This window comes from Flavobacterium nitrogenifigens, assembly GCF_003254565.1.
Lineage (GTDB): Bacteria > Bacteroidota > Bacteroidia > Flavobacteriales > Flavobacteriaceae > Flavobacterium > Flavobacterium nitrogenifigens.
Map to the genome: position 1 here is coordinate 11,425 of NZ_QJRI01000165.1, position 16,057 is coordinate 27,481.

The window sequence follows — 16,057 nt, forward strand, 5'->3', positions numbered from 1 at the left end:
TTAAAAATAGATTTTTTGGTTAATTGCTTTTTTAAATTTTATTGGTTTCCCAAACAAGCGACAAATAATACAATCCGCCAATTGATGGTCCGCCAAGAATTGAAGTGTAGGGTTTATTGAGAATATTTGTTCCGCCCAATTTAGCCGAAATGCCTTTTTTGAAACTATAATTTACCTGAGCATCCATTGACCAGTATGCAGGAACAGTTCCGCTGACTAAAAATGAAACATAATCAAAATTGTTTTGATAACGTGCCGTAACGCTTGCGCCAAGACTTTTCCAGATATTTTGTGCGATCAATGTTCCGTTAACGTTAAACTCTGGAGTATTGAAACCGTCTTCAAGTCCGTCTTTATCATCAGTTCTGTCCAATTTGGTATAAGTTAAATTGGTTAAAGCGCTAAAAGTATTATCAAAACGATATTTCAAACCTAAACTTCCTCCGTAATTGTAAATTTTGCTTTTTGAATTCGTCCAAAGTCTGTAGCGGTTTTGCGTGTTTTTAGAATATAAAGCAGTCGGAATCAAATTCGGATCTGTCGTGTTTGGAATACTCGCTTCAACTTGTGCAATGAAATTTTTATAAGAGTTGTAATAGAAATCGGCATCAATAAAAAGATTTCGGTTCAAAGCCATTCCTCTAAAACCAACTTCAAACGATTTTACAAATTCAGGTTCTAAATAGGTGTACGGATTTTTCTGAATTGTATTTTTATTTTTTTCGATGGCCTGCACCTGAGTCAAACCGTTTGTATTCACATCTGTATTTACCTGCGCTTGAAATTTATCAATTGAAGCTTTTGTATAGGAGTTTTCAAAAACGCCATCAGACATAATTCGCAATCCGCCAACACGTTTTACACCGCCAGAATTTACATTTGAAAAACCTTCAAAAATACTCGGGAAACGATACCCTGTTTGATATGAAGCTCTAAAATTCATTGTTTCTTTTGGCGAATAAACCGCTGTAAACTGAGGCGTAAATTTTGCATCAAAATAATCGGCTTTGTCCATTCTAACAGTTGCACCCAAACGTAATTTATCTGAGAAAAAATCTTTTGTCACTTGTGTGAAAGCTCCCGTTTTTTGATACGTTAGATTTTCATCGTCATGAACAGGATTGATGAAATAATTTCCGTCGGGAACAATAATGTAATTTCTGTAATCAACTCCGCTCAATAATTTCGCATCAATTTTTTCGAAGAAAGAAATAAAAGCTTTATCCCAATTGATTAATCCTTCGCCATGAACCAAAGTCGATTTCACTCTCAAAGCTGCACCAATATCCCAATTATTAATATCGATCAATTCGTTTTTCTTTTGTTCGTAAGCTTCTGTTCCAGGCAGAAATCTTCCTGCGTCAGATTGTGTTCGAGCAATTCTGTGTGCGTCGGCGACGCTTGCTCCGCCTGTAACAGCATTTTTATAAGCAGTGCTGTAATCGGCAAACCATTTATCATCAGACTTATACGCACGATCCATATTTTCTGCCAACGAACGCATATTGTACGAATCGCCAGTATTTTCGGTTGTTGCGTAGGCTTTTACCTGAAAAATAGGAGTATGATAATCGGCAGAAAATTGATTTAAAGTATAATTGTCTAATCGAAATCTATTTGAACGCTGGTAAATCGTATTGATTAAAGCTGTTTTGTAAGTCACAGAAAGCTCATGATCTTTTTTTGGTCGAAAATATAAACCGAAATCTGCTTTGTAATTTTTGATTTCATAATCAGAAATATCCGTTTCGCGATAACCCGTTCTGGCCACAACATAATTTTTGCCATTTAAGTTTAAAGTTTTTCGGTTTGCCGATTCATTTCCGTAACCGTTTACTTCGTCATAAGCCGGATTATCTGCGCCAAATAAGCCTGTCGAAGCATTTGCGTTTGGAGCTAAATCTGTTCTGTCATCTGCAACCCAATCCGTTCCGCCGGTTGTGGATGCATTTATTTTAAAGGCCAATTTTTCATTAAAAGCTTTGGCAATTCTTAAATTAAACTGCGAATACACTTTTGGTGAAAACCGATCAATATTCCCGACATGATTCACTCCAGTTAATTGCTGAACAGCGATTCCCTGATATTCAAAAGGATTTTTGGTTTGAATATTGGCTAAACCATTAATAGCGTTCATTCCGTACAAAGCGGCTGCCGTTCCAGGAATAATTTCGATTCTATCAATATCGAGATCATTTGCTCCAAGCGCATTGGCAATTGGAGCGCCTAAATGCGGCGCCTGATTATCGATTCCGTCCACTAACTGAGCAAATCTTACATTGGTTGAATTGGCAAAACCTCTTGTGTTTATAACTTTAAAACCTAAACTTGGCGTAATAATCTGAACGCCTTTTACATTTTCAAGTGCTTCATAAATACTTGGTGATCCCATTATTTTGGCTTCCGCCGATTTTAACTGCTCGATACTAATTGGCGAATGCATTAATTTTTCAGAACGACGCGATGCTGTAATCACGATTTCATTCAGTTCTTCTTTTTTAATGCTGTCTTGTTTTGTTTTTGAATTTTCAGTTTGAGAAAAGCTTTTCAGACCGAAAAAAAGTAAAACGAAATATAATTTATGGTTCATGCTTTGGGTTAGTTGTTTTTAGTATGTTTTATAATGAATACTGATGGTTTATAAATTGATTTTTTGGCTAATTATTTTTTTATTGAAAATTCAGTATGTTTTTAAATGAATACTGATAAGCAAAAAAAATCTATTTTTATAATATAAGTTGTGACCGAAATCATATCGATAAAAATTGAAAGGATAAAGTTTTTTAAAATTTCAAATTCTGAGTTTCTTTCTGCGCAAATTCTTTAATACGTTTTTCAACCTCATAAAAAACAGCAATGGCTCTTTCTCCCGCTTCGGTCAATTTTGCACCACCGCCACCTTTTCCTCCAAGAAGTTTTTCAACCAAAGGAGACTCGGCACGTTGATTCATTTCTTCAACCAATTGCCAAGCCTGACGATACGCCATTTTCATTTCTTTCGCAGCATTGGTAATCGATCCCGTTTTCTTGATGTTTTCTAAAAGCCAGATTTTACCAATTCCAAGAAAAGCGCCTTCAGCTTCTTCAATCCAAACACGAACTTCGACACTATATTTTTTACTGTCAGCCATTTTAATTTTTTAAATGCTATTCAAAAATAATTCTTTTCTGGTAAAAATATTCTGTCTTTGCCATATATTTTCTAAGTATTAAAATGCAAACATAAGTATTTTTACGTAATTAAAAATAAGTATTTTGTTATTTTATTTGTTTGTCAGTGAAATAGCTTTGCTACAATCCGCAATAAATGTAAATTTGCGGCTTAATTAATTTAGTGAAAAGCTTAGAACCTTAGTAACTTAGAATCTTAGTCACTTAGAAATGAAGTACAATCCAAACGAAATTGAAGCCAAATGGCAAAAATATTGGGCAGAAAATCAAACTTTTGCAGCAAAAAATAACTCTGAAAAGCCGAAACATTATGTTCTCGACATGTTTCCTTATCCATCTGGAGCAGGACTGCACGTTGGGCATCCGCTGGGTTATATAGCTTCAGATGTGTATTCTCGTTTCAAAAGACATCAAGGTTTCAATGTTTTGCATCCAATGGGTTACGATAGTTTCGGATTGCCTGCAGAACAATATGCGATTCAGACAGGACAGCGTCCTGAAGATACAACGCGAGTAAATATTGACGGTGGAGTTGATAAAGAAGGAAAACAAATTGCGGGTTACAGAAAACAATTAGACAAAATCGGATTCTCATTTGATTGGGCGCGTGAAGTACGTACTTCAAATCCTGATTATTATAAACATACACAATGGATTTTTATTCAGTTATTTAATTCTTGGTATAATAAAACGACAGACAAAGCTGAAGATATTTCGACTTTAATTTCAGTTTTTGAAAAAGAAGGAAATGCAAATGTAAATGCCGTTTCAGATGATAATATTGCTGTTTTTTCGTCAAGCGAATGGAATGCATTCTCTAAAGATGAACAAGAAGAAATCCTTTTGCAATATAGATTAACCTATTTGGCAGAAACAGAAGTAAACTGGTGTCCAGGCTTAGGAACTGTTTTAGCAAATGACGAAATTGTAAACGGAGTTTCGGAACGTGGAGGCTTTCCTGTTATAAGAAAAAAAATGACACAATGGAGTATGCGAATTTCTGCTTATGCCGAACGCTTGCTTCAAGGTCTAAATGATATTGATTGGAGTGAGTCAATTAAAGAATCACAAAGAAATTGGATTGGGAAATCGGTTGGAGCTTTGGTGACTTTTAATGTGAAAAATCATGATGAAGTAATCGAAGTATTCACAACAAGACCTGATACTATTTTTGGAGTTACTTTTATGACTTTGGCGCCAGAACATGATTTGGTAGCTAAAATTACAACTCCAGAGCAAAAAGAAGCTGTTGAAGCGTATATCGAAAAAACAGCAAAACGATCTGAGCGTGAGCGTATGGCCGATGTAAAAACGATTTCTGGTGTATTTACAGGAGCTTATGCAGAACATCCTTTTACAAAAGAACCAATTCCGGTTTGGATTGGTGATTATGTTTTGGCGGGTTATGGAACTGGTGCTGTAATGGCGGTTCCTTGCGGAGACGAAAGAGATTACGCTTTTGCTAATTTCTTTAAAGGTCAGAACGGAATGCAGGAAATCAAAAATATCTTCGCTAATGTTGATATTTCTGAAGCGGCTTACGGATCTAAAGACAACGTTGAAATCGCAAATTCTGATTTCTTAAACGGATTAGATTATAAAAAAGGAACTCAAAAAGCGATCGAAAAATTAGAAGAAATCGGTCAAGGAAAAGGTAAAACAAATTACCGTTTACGTGATGCTGTTTTCTCTCGTCAGCGTTATTGGGGTGAGCCATTCCCAGTTTATTATGTGAATGGATTGCCAAAAATGATTGAGACGCAGCACTTGCCAATTATTTTGCCTGAAGTGGAGAAATATTTGCCAACAGAAGACGGTTTGCCTCCATTAGGAAACGCAGCGGTTTGGGCTTGGGACAATGTTCAGTGTTCAGTAGTTAGTACACAGTTGATTGACAATGTCACTATTTTTCCTTTAGAATTAAATACGATGCCAGGTTGGGCGGGAAGTTCATGGTACTGGATGCGTTATATGGATGCACACAATGAGAATGAATTTGCGTCTAAAGAAGCTTTGGCTTATTGGGAAAATGTAGATTTATACATTGGAGGAAGCGAACACGCAACAGGACATTTGTTGTATTCTCGTTTCTGGAATAAATTCTTAAAAGACAAAGGTTTTGCTCCGACCGAAGAATCATTCAAAAAACTGATTAATCAGGGAATGATTTTAGGAACAACGGCTTATGTTTACAGATTAGAAGGAACAAACACTTTTGTATCTAAAAATAAAATTGAAGGTCAAAATGTACAGCCAATTCGTGTTGATGTAAATTTCGTAAATTCTTCAGATGAATTAAATATCGAAAAGTTCAAAGCTTGGAGGGAAGATTTTGCTACAGCTGAATTTATTTTAGACGAAAACGGAAAATATATTGTAGGCCGTGAAGTAGAAAAAATGTCGAAATCATACTATAATGTAGTAACGCCAGATGATATTTGTGCTGAATATGGTGCTGATACATTACGTTTATACGAAATGTTCTTAGGGCCATTAGAGCAGGCAAAACCTTGGAATACTGCCGGAATTTCTGGTGTGTTTGGTTTCTTGAAAAAATTATGGAGATTGTATTTTGATGATAATGGTTTAATCGTAAACAACGACGAACCAACAAAAGACAACTTGAAATCATTGCATAAAACCATCAAAAAAGTGGCTGAAGATATCGAGAATTTCTCTTTCAATACTTCGGTTTCTCAATTTATGATTTGTGTAAACGAATTGTCTTCTCAAAACTGTCATTCTAGAGCAATCTTAGAACCATTAGCAATTTTGGTTTCGCCTTACGCACCACATATTGCTGAAGAATTATGGTCACAGTTAGGACATACAACTTCAATTTCAGAAGTTGCTTTCCCTATTTTTGAAGAAAAACATTTAGTTGAAACAAATAAAGAATATCCAGTTTCTTTTAACGGAAAAATGCGTTTCACAATCGAATTGCCTTTGGATTTAACCAAAGAACAAATCGAAGAAATCGTAATGAAAGACGAAAGAACTCAAAAACACTTAGACGGAAGAACTCCAAATAAAGTGATTATTGTTCCTGGGAAAATCATCAATTTGGTAGGATAACCAAATTAATTTTCAATATAAAAATTCCAAATTCCAATTTTACGATTGGGGTTTGGGATTTTTTTTGTGCTTATTTTTTTCTGCCACGAATTCACGAATTATTTTTGATAATCTTTGAGAATAGTAATTTGTGAATTCGTGGCGGATAATCTTTGCGTGGTCTTCGACTTCGCTCAGACTGACAATACGCATAGTTTGTCATTTAGAGGAACGAGAAATCTTCACAAGTAACTCTACAAAGATTGGCGATTTTGATTGCGGAGCTTCTTGCGTGGTCTTCGATTTCGCTCAGAATGACAATACGCACAAGTTTGTCATCCTGAGGAACGAAGGATCACACGCGAAACTCTACAAAGATTGACGATTCAGTTTACGGAGTATCTTGTGTGATCCTTCGTTCCTCAGGATGACAAGATTGGGAAAAAAACTTCGCGACTTCGCGTCTTTGCGAGCAAAAAAACTAGCGTTCATTGCGTTCCTTGCGGTTAAAAACCCCGTAAACATTGGAATTTGGATTTTTTTTATTGAATTTTTCATTTTCGTTGTAACATTTTAATAGTCGTCGTATCAAAAGCATGGATCCGATTTAATTAACAATTTATTGCTATTAGAATTTTAACAACTTAAAACTATTAAAAATGAAAAAGTATATCATCTTAATTATCGCATTCTTATTCTCAGCATTATGTCTAAATGTTTTTGCACAAACCAAACAATATCCTTTCGAAGTAATTAAAACAGGAAAAGGAAAACAATCTATAATCTTCATTCCTGGATTTGCTTCTTCTGGCGAAGTTTGGAATGATACCAAAAGAGTATTCGAAAAAGACTTCACTTGTTACACACTTACCATGTCAGGTTTTGCAGGAGTAAAACCACAACCAAATCCTTCATTTGAAAATTGGAAAAACGAAATTGCAGCTTATATCAAAGACAATAAAATCGAAAAACCAATTTTAGTTGGCCACAGTATGGGCGGAGGATTGGCACTTGCCATTGCGGCAGATTATCCAGAATTGATTGGGAAAATTGTGGTTGTGGATGCACTTCCGTGTTTGGCGGCTTTGAGTGATCCTTCTTTTAAATCAAAAGAAAATAACGATTGTACGGCAACTGTAAATAAAATGACGGGAATGAACGAAACGCAGTTTTACGATATGCAGAAACAAATGATGCCGAGGCTTTTGCAAGATCAATCTAAATTGGAAACGGTTGTGAGCTGGAGCGTAAAGTCAGACCGAAACACTTTTGGACAAATGTATTGTGATTTTTATAATACTGATTTAAGAGCGAAAATCGCACAGATAAAATGTCCGTCTTTAGTTTTATTAGAATCTTATTTTATAAATTTAAAACCAGCAATTGAAGGTCAGTATAAAAATTTAAAAGTTGCCAATTTTCAATACGCCACAAATGGTCTGCACTTTATTATGTACGATGATACCGCTTGGTACATGGGGCAGTTGAACAATTTTATAAAAGCTTAAAATGAAATTCGAAGAAATATATAAAACTTATTGGGACAGGATTTTCAGGCTTTGTATGGGTTTTGTGAACGATTATGATGCCGCTCAGGATTTGACTCAGGAAACTTTTATAATTGTCTGGCAGAAATTGGAAACCTTTAGAAATGAATCTTCTATTGGAACGTGGATTTTCAGAATTGCTTCCAATAATTGTCTTAGGCAGATAGAAAAGCAGAAGCGTTTCCCAAAATCTGAACTGCCCGTTCATCTTTCAGAAGAAAAACAAACATCATTAGAACCTCAGATTCAATTCTTGTATAAATGTATTGCTGAGCTTCCAGAAACCGATCGTATCATTATTTCGTTAGAACTAGAAGATATCAAACAAAATGAAATTGCTAAAATTGTCGGACTTTCTGAGGCAAATGTTAGGGTGAAAATTCACAGAATTAAAGAAAAACTGACTCAAAAATTTAAAGAAAATGGACAACGATAATAATATAGATTTTAAAGATTTATGGAAAAAACAATCCGTAAGTCAGCCAGACATGAGCGATTTGCTGGCGAGAGTAGATAAGTTTAAAAAGGCAGCTTTACGCAGTTTGTGGATGATCAATATTTTGCTTTTGGCAACGAGTGCTTTTATAATTTTTATCTGGATATACTATCAGCCACAGTTTATTTCAACTAAAATTGGAATTGTGCTTACTATTCTTGCGATGATGATTTATGTATTTTTATACAATAAATTATCGAACGATTATAAAAGCATCGATTCTACGCAAACCAATCAGGAATACTTGCAGAAACTGATTTTAATAAAAAAGAAACAACAGTTTTTGCAAACCAAAATGATGAATTTTTATTTTATCGCGCTAACACTAGGTATTTGCTTGTACATGTACGAATACGCAAGCAGAATGAGTGTTTTAGGAGCAAGTTTAACGTACGGAATCACGTTGCTTTGGATGTTGTTCAATTGGTTTTACATTCGTCCAAAACAAATTAAAAAGCAGCAAGATAAAATAAATGGTCTTATTGAAAAATTTGAAGAAGTTAATCATCAATTAGAGTTATAAAAAAAAGAAAGCTTCGCAATTGCGAAGCTTTCTTTTACCAAAAACAAAAATCTAAAATTTTAAATTTCTATAAACTATTGTCCGAAAACGTATGGTGTAAGTGGCAATACAATTATACCATCATTTGTAGCTGTTGCAGTTAATTCATTTTGTAATTTTCCTCCAACATAAATTTTTCCAGTCAATGTTTGACCTGGAGTTCCGCCATATCCGCTAGCGCTTAATGATGCACCGATAGATTTTGCATCGGCAGTAAATTCTTTAGTCCAAGGAAGTTTAGTGATATCTTCGTTTAGAGCATTTCCTCCTTTTTCAAAATAAGTAGTAGAAAGAGTTCCAGTATAATTTCCAGTTATTTCGTATTTAACGTCTCTTGAGTTGTTAGCAGAGCCTTTATCATCATCGCTGCTGCAAGAAACTGCTGTAAAAGCAAGAGTCATTACAATTGCTAAGGTTTTCAAAATTGATTTCATAGTATATATTTAATTAATAGTAAGATCTACAACAAAATTAGCCCCTTAACTACGGGGGAACAATACCTGATAAAATGTATTTTTTATTACCTGATATCAGGTAAAAGCAAGCAATTTCTTTTTGAAAGTCACTAAGCTTTAATAACTTTGAGTAAATGCCACATTTATGAAGAAAATCTACGCCTTTTTATTTTTTTTATTTTTCGCTGTAAATTCCCATTCACAAGTAATTCTTTCATTAGATGATGATTCTGTTTATATTGACAGTATTGTTAAAATCACAAAAAACACAAAATCCGATAGTGTCAAAAGTTTGAATAGTTTCAGATTGTCAAAACTGTTTTTGATGGCTCAGGATGCCAAAAAGTCTAAAGAATATTTGGAACAGGCAAATAAGCTTAAAGCCAAATTTCCTTTTCTAAAAGATGCTTCTATTTTTTATAATGCCTACAGTTTTATAGAAAAAGGCGATTTAGAAGGTTTTGAAAAAGCTTTGCTTGAGGCTAATACCAAACTTAAAAAATACCGTAATAAAGAAGCATATAAACTTCGCGCTGTGATACTTCAGAATTATGGCATTATGCAGCAGCGCAAGAATAATGAAAACGCTTACATGAAATTGCTGGTAAATGAAGCGATTCCCATTGCTAAAAAAAGTGGCGATTATGAATTGATCAGTGCATTAAATAAAGCAGTTGCCATTATTTTTATGAATAATGATGAACGCGAAAAAGCTGCTGAATATCTGGATCAAGCGCAGAAATATATTGAGAGCGCCACCAAAAAATCTGCGACTTTAGCAGAGTCTAAGATGGAAACGTATATTATAAATGCAGAAAATTTAGTCGAGCTGAAACATTTTTATGATGCCAAAGAAATTCTGGACAAAGCTTTTGAGACTTTAAAAAAATATCCAGAATCAAACTTAAATGATTCTTATTATTATTCGGAAGGGCTTTATTATGCGAAACAAAACAAACACAACGAGGCATTAGTGAGTTTTGAAAAAGGAATTAAATCGGCAGAAAGCCATCAGAATGCCATTGCAGTAAATAGATTGAAATTTGCGGAATATGAAGTGCTTTTTAAACTGAAAAATTACGATAAAGCCAAAAGTAATTTAGAATATCTAATAGAAAAAACACCTTTTATTGTAGATAAAAAGAATTATTACAAAGAACTGTCTAAAGTTTATAATGCGACAAAAGAATATCCGAAAGCGTATTATTATTCGAATAAATACAATGTTATAAACGATAGTCTAAACGATGCTAAACTGAAAACTGAAATTGTTGAGCTTGAAGCAAAATATAAAAAAGCAGAAAGCGAAAAGAAAATTGGTCTGCTGCAGTCGGAGAATGAAAAAGCGGTTTTGCAGGTTAATAATAACCGTTTGAATATGTTGCTTTTTGCAGTGCTTTCGTTTGTTTTGTTTCTGACGGTTTTGTTTTTGTGGAGTTGGAATAATTATCAGAAAAAGATAAGTTTTCAAAAAGAAGTCAATCATAAACAAGAACTTGAAGCATTAGAGAATCAGCAAAAATTATCCGTTTCAAACGCTTTGATTGAAGGGGAAGAGATCGAACGTAAAAGAATCGCGAGAGATCTTCACGACGGACTTGGAAGTATGCTTTCTGGTCTTAAAATGCATCTGAATCTAGCCAATCGTGAAAATAAAGAAAATGACCCAAATATAAATGGTTTGTTGAATGATTCGATTAAAGAACTCCGCAATATTTCTCAGAATTTAATGCCTGAAAGTTTGATGAAATTGGGTCTCGAACATGCGCTTAGAGATTTATGTGCTTCGCATTCAACGGCCGAAACCACGATCGAATTTCAGTATTTGATTAAAAAAACAACTTTACCGCAGCATTTTAAAATCATGATTTTCAGAATCATTCAAGAACTTTTAAATAATGCCTTAAAATATGCCAAAGCATCTCAGATTCTGATTTCCTGTTCACAAAATAAAGATGTGTTTTTTATTACTGTAGAAGATAATGGAATTGGTTTTAATGTAGAACATGCAGAAAAAAGAGATGGAATGGGCTTGCGGAATATCAAAAACCGTGTGGCTTTTTTGAATGGAAAATTAGAAATTGATTCGGTTCTGGATAAAGGAACTTCAACTTATATCGAATTAAAATATAACCCAAATCATGATTATGAAGTATAAAACGGTAATAGTAGACGATCATCCGATTGTGATTTCTGGAATTTCAGGTTTGCTGTCGGATTTAGAGAATATAGAAATTGTAGAAAAATTCGAATCGGGAATTGTGCTTTTAGATTATATAGAAGACAATAAAGTCGATTTGATTTTAATGGATATTTTTCTGCCAGTAATAAACGGTGTTGATCTGTGTAAAACAATTAAGCAAAAGCATCCTAAAATTGTAATTATAGGTATGAGTAGCCAGTCTGAAAGAAGTTTGGTAATGCAGTTTATCCAAAACGGTGGAAACGGATATATTCTTAAAAACGCTTCTTTTGATGAGTTTAAAGAATGTATTTATAAAGCTATTGATGGTGAAATTGTTTTTAGTGAAGAGGTAAAAACTATAATTAGCCAACCTTTGTCTGAAGATTTAGAAAGAATTCCGGGTTTGAGCAGAAGAGAACGCGATATTGCCTTATTGCTCTCGCAAGGAAAATCGACTCAAGAAATTGCAGACGATTTGTTTTTGAGTTTTCTAACCGTTCAAACACACCGACGCAATATTCTTCAGAAGTATAAAATGAAGAATGTGGCAGAATTAATTGCTTTTCTGCTTAAAAACAACATGCTGAATTGAGTCAAAAGTGGTAAAATAATGTCAAAATGGCATTTTGTTAAAGTGGTTCGCAATTTGCAGTTTGTTTTGTAAATTTAAAAATCAATCTAAAAACACAAAAAAATGGGATCAGGATATTTAATTATTGCTGGAGCTATAATGTTGTTCAGCTGGCTGGTAAGTTCGCAGCTGAAGAGTAAATTTGAGTTGTATTCGAAACTGCAATTGAGAAACGGAATGAGCGGAAGAGAAATTGCTGAAAAAATGCTTGCCGATAACGGAATTACAGATGTTCGCGTTATTTCAACGCCAGGTCAGTTAACAGATCATTATAATCCATCAGATAAAACAGTAAATTTAAGTGAGGCAGTTTATAATCATCGCAATGCAGCCGCAGCTGCCGTTGCAGCGCACGAATGCGGTCACGCAGTGCAACATGCAATTGGCTACGAATGGCTTACAATGCGTTCTAAATTAGTGCCGATTGTAAGTGTAGCTTCAAATTTTGTACAATGGATCTTACTTGCAGGAATTTTGATGATCAAAGTTTTTCCAGGTTTATTACTGGTTGGAATCATCATTTTTGCGGCAACAACTTTGTTTACAATTATTACACTTCCTGTAGAATATGATGCAAGTAACCGTGCTTTGGCTTGGTTAGAAAACAAACACATGCTTACGCAAGAAGAACAAGCAGGGGCAAAAGATGCTTTAAAATGGGCAGCAAGAACTTATGTAGTAGCGGCAATAGGTTCTATTGCAACGTTGCTGTACTATATATCAATTTATTCTGGAAGTAGAAGGAATTAATTGGATAATTAGTCAATTAGATAATTTATAGCAAACCCGACAGGTTTTTAAAACCTGTCGGGTTTTGTGTTTTATGAAGTTTGTCAAGCTGAGCGGAGTCGAAGCCCTTATAGGTAATTAAGCCTTTCGACTTCGCTAAAGGTGACAGCTCGAGTGAAATTATCTAATTATCGAATTGACACATTATCTAATTCTAAAGCTGTATCTGCCTATCAATCTGCTGATCAAGAGAAATAAAAGTTTCAGTTCTTGAAACTCCTTCAATTGCTTGGATTTTGGTGTTCAGAAGCTGCATTAAATGTTCGTTATCACGACAGATGATTTTAATCAAAACAGACCAGTTTCCTGTGGTATAGTGACATTCTAAAACTTCTGGGATTTTTCTAAGTTCTTTTACGGCTTCAGAGTTTCTAGAAGCTTTGTCGAGATAAACTCCAACAAAAGCCATTGTGTTATAGCCTAGAACTTTTGGGTTTACAGTAAATTTAGAACCAGAAATAACGCCAGATTGCTCTAGTTTTTTTAGTCTCTGGTGAATGGCTGCGCCTGAAATTCCTATTTTATTAGCAATTTGCAAGATTGGTTTTCGGGCATCGTCCATGAGATATCGAAGTATTTCTTTGTCGATTCCGTCAATTTCAATTAAAAGGGAGTTGATTTTCATAACTTATAATTTGAAACTATTTTTAAGATTTGGGTTATCAATAGAAATCAAATGTAGTCAAAATGAAGGGGAAATGGAAATTCCAATATTGAAATCCCAAATTCCAAATTCCAAATTCCAAATTCCAAAAACCAAAACTCAATTTCCAATCATAGCCCGTGGTTTCAACCACGGGAAACGTATGGAATAAAACCTAAAAAGAAAAAATTCCAAATTTCAAGCGGTTAACTTGGAATTTGGAATTTTAAAAATTGTATATTTTATAAAGGATTATTTCCCTTTGTTTGCTTCTGCAACGTATTTTTCTAAAGCCATTGTCATAGAAGGCGTTTCAGGAGTTGGAGCAAGAATATCAATTCTTAAACCATGATCTAAAGCTTCTTTTTGAGTTGTGCTTCCGAATACGGCGATTCTGGTATCGTTTTGTTTAAAATCTGGGAAATTTTTAAACAATGATTTAATTCCTGTCGGACTGAAAAAAGCTAAGACATCATAATAAACATCTGCTAAATCAGATAAATCACTCATTACAGTTCTGTAGAAAATTGCTTGTGCCCAATCTACTTTTAAACCGTTTAATGTAACAGGAGCATCTGCGTTTAATTGGTCAGATGCAGGAAGTAAAAACTTCTCGTCTTTGTACTTCTTAATTAACGGAGATAAATCTGCAAAATCTTTTGCTCCAACGTAAATCTTACGTTTTCTGTACACAACATACTTTTGAAGGTAAAACGCAACAGCCTCAGATTGACAAAAATACTTCAACCCTTCAGGAACTTTGTAACGCATTTCATCAGCCACTCTAAAAAAATGATCTACAGCATTTCTACTTGTTAAAATGATCGCAGTGTAATGATTAAGATCGATTTTTTGTAATCGAATCTCTTTTGCGCTAACCCCTTCTACATGAATAAATGGTCTGAAATCAATTTTTATTTTGTGTTTTTGTTGGAGCTCAAAGTAAGGAGAATTCTCCACTTTAGGTTCAGGCTGTGACACCAAAATTGTTTTCACTTTCATATTATAAATATTTTCTAAGCACTCCCTTTTGTTATCCAATAATAGAGAAAATAATAAGGGGCTATTTCAAGAGCGCAAAGATACAAAATAAAATAAAATAACTTACCGATAATTACGTTTTGATACGTTTTAATTGAAATAAAGTAAGAGTATACGCTAATACACAGTGAGATGCCTATGATTGCTAGCGGTATAATCTGCGGAATATTGTTGTAATAAAACAAAACGGCATTGATTGGAAGGATTAAAACGCCAATATAAGTTCTGTATGTTACTTTTTGTAAGTTAAAAAGCTCTACAAATTCGTCAATATTGAAAGAAGCTGCTACAATTTTCTCGATTAAATATTTTCCTAGAATGAAATAAAGCAGAAAAGTTGCAATTCGGATAAATAAAAGCCAGTCGGTTTTTGAAGCATAGCCAAAAATATTCATCGTTAGTAGAATAAAAAAAGCAAACGATACAACCTGCACAAAAAATAAACCTACCGTAAAGCTGTTTTTCATGTGACTATTGTCTCGATAAATTTTGGCGTATTTATCAGAAAAAATAAGTTTACTAAACTCACTAAATCTTGTTTCGTAAGCCGATTTTGTCATGGCAACAACAGCAAAGGTCAGCACAAATAAAAGTGTTGCCCAGTCTTTGTTTTCAAGAATTCTAGGGTGTAATTGTTCAATCATAGCGATACAAAATTAGTAATTTTTTGACGCAATACTTTTATTATATATTTATTATGAATCAAATGCTATAAAAAGTTTACTTTTGCGGTGAAATTACCGAGAAAAAAATGAATGATAGCATTGTCATAATTCCCACTTATAACGAAATTGAAAATATAGAAAGTATAGTTAGAGCTGTACTTTCGCAACATAAATCTTTTCATCTGCTGATTATCGATGATAATTCTCCTGATCATACTGCAAAAAAAGTCATTGCATTGCAGGAAGAATATCCAGGAAAATTGTTTTTGGAGCAGAGAACTAAAAAATCAGGGTTGGGAACAGCTTATGTTCACGGCTTTAAATGGGCTTTGGAACGTGATTATCAATTTATTTTTGAAATGGATGCCGATTTTTCTCATAACCCAAATGATTTAGAAAAATTATATGATGCTTGTCATTTTGGTGGAGCAGATCTTGCAATTGGTTCTCGTTATGTAAAAGGAGTGAATGTGGTGAACTGGCCATTAAGTAGAGTTCTTATGTCTTATTTTGCTTCTGTTTATGTGAAATTTATCACCGGAATGAAAATTCACGATGCTACTGCGGGTTTTGTTTGCTACAAAAGAGAAGTTCTAGAGAAAATCAATTTGAATAAAATAAAGTTTGTTGGATACGCGTTTCAAATTGAAATGAAGTACAGGACTTACTGCGCCAAATTTCAAATTACCGAAGTCCCAATTATTTTTACAGATAGAACAAAAGGAGTTTCTAAAATGAGTAATGCTATTATCAAAGAAGCTATACTTGGAGTGATTTCACTTAGATTAAGAAAATTAGTCAATTCATTATAAACCAAC

At 34.0% G+C, this 16,057-nt stretch carries 14 protein-coding genes; 8 read left to right on the forward strand and 6 right to left on the reverse strand.

Features of this window, described 5'->3' with window-relative positions:
* Positions 1–31: 31 nt before the first annotated feature.
* Complete coding sequence (locus tag DM397_RS04970) at positions 32–2,590, reverse strand: TonB-dependent receptor (protein WP_111376483.1); 2,559 nt, start codon at positions 2,588–2,590, stop codon at positions 32–34.
* 193 nt (positions 2,591–2,783) lie between these two features.
* Positions 2,784–3,131 carry a winged helix-turn-helix domain-containing protein gene (locus tag DM397_RS04975; RefSeq protein ID WP_111376484.1) on the reverse strand — a complete coding sequence of 116 codons (348 nt, stop codon included), beginning with the start codon at positions 3,129–3,131 and terminating at the stop codon, positions 2,784–2,786.
* A gap of 250 nt (positions 3,132–3,381) precedes the next feature.
* Between DM397_RS04975 and leuS the strand changes: the two genes are divergently transcribed.
* The 4 genes from leuS to DM397_RS04995 all read left to right on the forward strand — a co-directional run bounded on the left by leuS (position 3,382) and on the right by DM397_RS04995 (position 8,791).
* A complete protein-coding gene (gene leuS, locus DM397_RS04980) occupies positions 3,382–6,246 on the forward strand; it encodes a leucine--tRNA ligase (protein WP_111376485.1) in 2,865 nt (954 codons plus the stop codon).
* Positions 6,247–6,884: 638 nt separating this feature from the next.
* Positions 6,885–7,733, forward strand: coding sequence for an alpha/beta fold hydrolase (locus DM397_RS04985; protein ID WP_111376486.1), 849 nt, complete (start codon positions 6,885–6,887; stop codon positions 7,731–7,733).
* Position 7,734: 1 nt separating this feature from the next.
* Complete coding sequence (locus tag DM397_RS04990; protein WP_111376487.1) at positions 7,735–8,208, forward strand: RNA polymerase sigma factor; 474 nt, start codon at positions 7,735–7,737, stop codon at positions 8,206–8,208.
* Positions 8,195–8,791: a hypothetical protein gene (locus tag DM397_RS04995; protein ID WP_111376488.1), complete on the forward strand. Its 597-nt coding sequence runs from the start codon at positions 8,195–8,197 to the stop codon at positions 8,789–8,791. Before DM397_RS04990 ends, DM397_RS04995 begins: the two co-directional genes overlap by 14 nt.
* A 74-nt stretch (positions 8,792–8,865) precedes the next feature.
* On the opposite strand, the gene DM397_RS05000 is transcribed toward DM397_RS04995, so the two are convergent.
* On the reverse strand, positions 8,866–9,264 hold the full coding sequence (locus tag DM397_RS05000; RefSeq protein ID WP_111376489.1) for an MmpS family transport accessory protein: 399 nt from the start codon (positions 9,262–9,264) through the stop codon (positions 8,866–8,868).
* A gap of 166 nt (positions 9,265–9,430) precedes the next feature.
* Between DM397_RS05000 and DM397_RS05005 the strand changes: the two genes are divergently transcribed.
* The 3 genes from DM397_RS05005 (at position 9,431) to DM397_RS05015 (ending at position 12,851) form a co-directional block, all read left to right on the forward strand.
* Positions 9,431–11,443, forward strand: a complete 2,013-nt coding sequence (locus DM397_RS05005) for an ATP-binding protein (RefSeq protein ID WP_111376490.1) — start codon at positions 9,431–9,433, stop codon at positions 11,441–11,443.
* Positions 11,433–12,062 (forward strand): response regulator, encoded by a 630-nt coding sequence (locus DM397_RS05010; protein ID WP_239457800.1) that lies wholly within the window; start codon positions 11,433–11,435, stop codon positions 12,060–12,062. The genes DM397_RS05005 and DM397_RS05010 overlap by 11 nt, the downstream gene beginning before the upstream one ends.
* Before the next feature lie 102 nt (positions 12,063–12,164).
* Entirely contained in the window at positions 12,165–12,851 is a 687-nt protein-coding gene (locus DM397_RS05015) for a zinc metallopeptidase (RefSeq protein ID WP_111376492.1), read from the forward strand.
* 193 nt (positions 12,852–13,044) lie between these two features.
* On the opposite strand, the gene DM397_RS05020 is transcribed toward DM397_RS05015, so the two are convergent.
* The 3 genes from DM397_RS05020 to DM397_RS05030 all read right to left on the reverse strand — a co-directional run bounded on the left by DM397_RS05020 (position 13,045) and on the right by DM397_RS05030 (position 15,218).
* The gene (locus tag DM397_RS05020) at positions 13,045–13,515 is read right to left on the reverse strand and encodes an Lrp/AsnC family transcriptional regulator (protein WP_008465121.1); all 471 of its coding nucleotides are present in this window, start codon (positions 13,513–13,515) and stop codon (positions 13,045–13,047) included.
* Positions 13,516–13,785: 270 nt separating this feature from the next.
* On the reverse strand, positions 13,786–14,535 hold the full coding sequence (locus DM397_RS05025; protein ID WP_111365823.1) for a uroporphyrinogen-III synthase: 750 nt from the start codon (positions 14,533–14,535) through the stop codon (positions 13,786–13,788).
* Positions 14,536–14,549: 14 nt separating this feature from the next.
* Complete coding sequence (locus tag DM397_RS05030; RefSeq protein ID WP_111365825.1) at positions 14,550–15,218, reverse strand: DUF4271 domain-containing protein; 669 nt, start codon at positions 15,216–15,218, stop codon at positions 14,550–14,552.
* A 107-nt stretch (positions 15,219–15,325) separates the two neighbouring features.
* Between DM397_RS05030 and DM397_RS05035 the strand changes: the two genes are divergently transcribed.
* A complete protein-coding gene (locus DM397_RS05035) occupies positions 15,326–16,051 on the forward strand; it encodes a polyprenol monophosphomannose synthase (protein WP_008465116.1) in 726 nt (241 codons plus the stop codon).
* Positions 16,052–16,057: the final 6 nt, after the last annotated feature.

Excerpts from the sequence above, each read along its gene's own strand:
- DM397_RS04970 (WP_111376483.1), bottom strand. The coding sequence starts at position 2,590 with ATGAACCATAAATTATATTTCGTTTTACTTTTTTTCGGTCTGAAAAGC.
- DM397_RS04975 (WP_111376484.1), bottom strand. The coding sequence starts at position 3,131 with ATGGCTGACAGTAAAAAATATAGTGTCGAAGTTCGTGTTTGGATTGAA.
- leuS (WP_111376485.1), top strand. The coding sequence starts at position 3,382 with ATGAAGTACAATCCAAACGAAATTGAAGCCAAATGGCAAAAATATTGG.
- DM397_RS04985 (WP_111376486.1), top strand. The coding sequence starts at position 6,885 with ATGAAAAAGTATATCATCTTAATTATCGCATTCTTATTCTCAGCATTA.
- DM397_RS04990 (WP_111376487.1), top strand. The coding sequence starts at position 7,735 with ATGAAATTCGAAGAAATATATAAAACTTATTGGGACAGGATTTTCAGG.
- DM397_RS04995 (WP_111376488.1), top strand. The coding sequence starts at position 8,195 with ATGGACAACGATAATAATATAGATTTTAAAGATTTATGGAAAAAACAA.
- DM397_RS05000 (WP_111376489.1), bottom strand. The coding sequence starts at position 9,264 with ATGAAATCAATTTTGAAAACCTTAGCAATTGTAATGACTCTTGCTTTT.
- DM397_RS05005 (WP_111376490.1), top strand. The coding sequence starts at position 9,431 with ATGAAGAAAATCTACGCCTTTTTATTTTTTTTATTTTTCGCTGTAAAT.
- DM397_RS05010 (WP_239457800.1), top strand. The coding sequence starts at position 11,433 with ATGAAGTATAAAACGGTAATAGTAGACGATCATCCGATTGTGATTTCT.
- DM397_RS05015 (WP_111376492.1), top strand. The coding sequence starts at position 12,165 with ATGGGATCAGGATATTTAATTATTGCTGGAGCTATAATGTTGTTCAGC.
- DM397_RS05020 (WP_008465121.1), bottom strand. The coding sequence starts at position 13,515 with ATGAAAATCAACTCCCTTTTAATTGAAATTGACGGAATCGACAAAGAA.
- DM397_RS05025 (WP_111365823.1), bottom strand. The coding sequence starts at position 14,535 with ATGAAAGTGAAAACAATTTTGGTGTCACAGCCTGAACCTAAAGTGGAG.
- DM397_RS05030 (WP_111365825.1), bottom strand. The coding sequence starts at position 15,218 with ATGATTGAACAATTACACCCTAGAATTCTTGAAAACAAAGACTGGGCA.
- DM397_RS05035 (WP_008465116.1), top strand. The coding sequence starts at position 15,326 with ATGAATGATAGCATTGTCATAATTCCCACTTATAACGAAATTGAAAAT.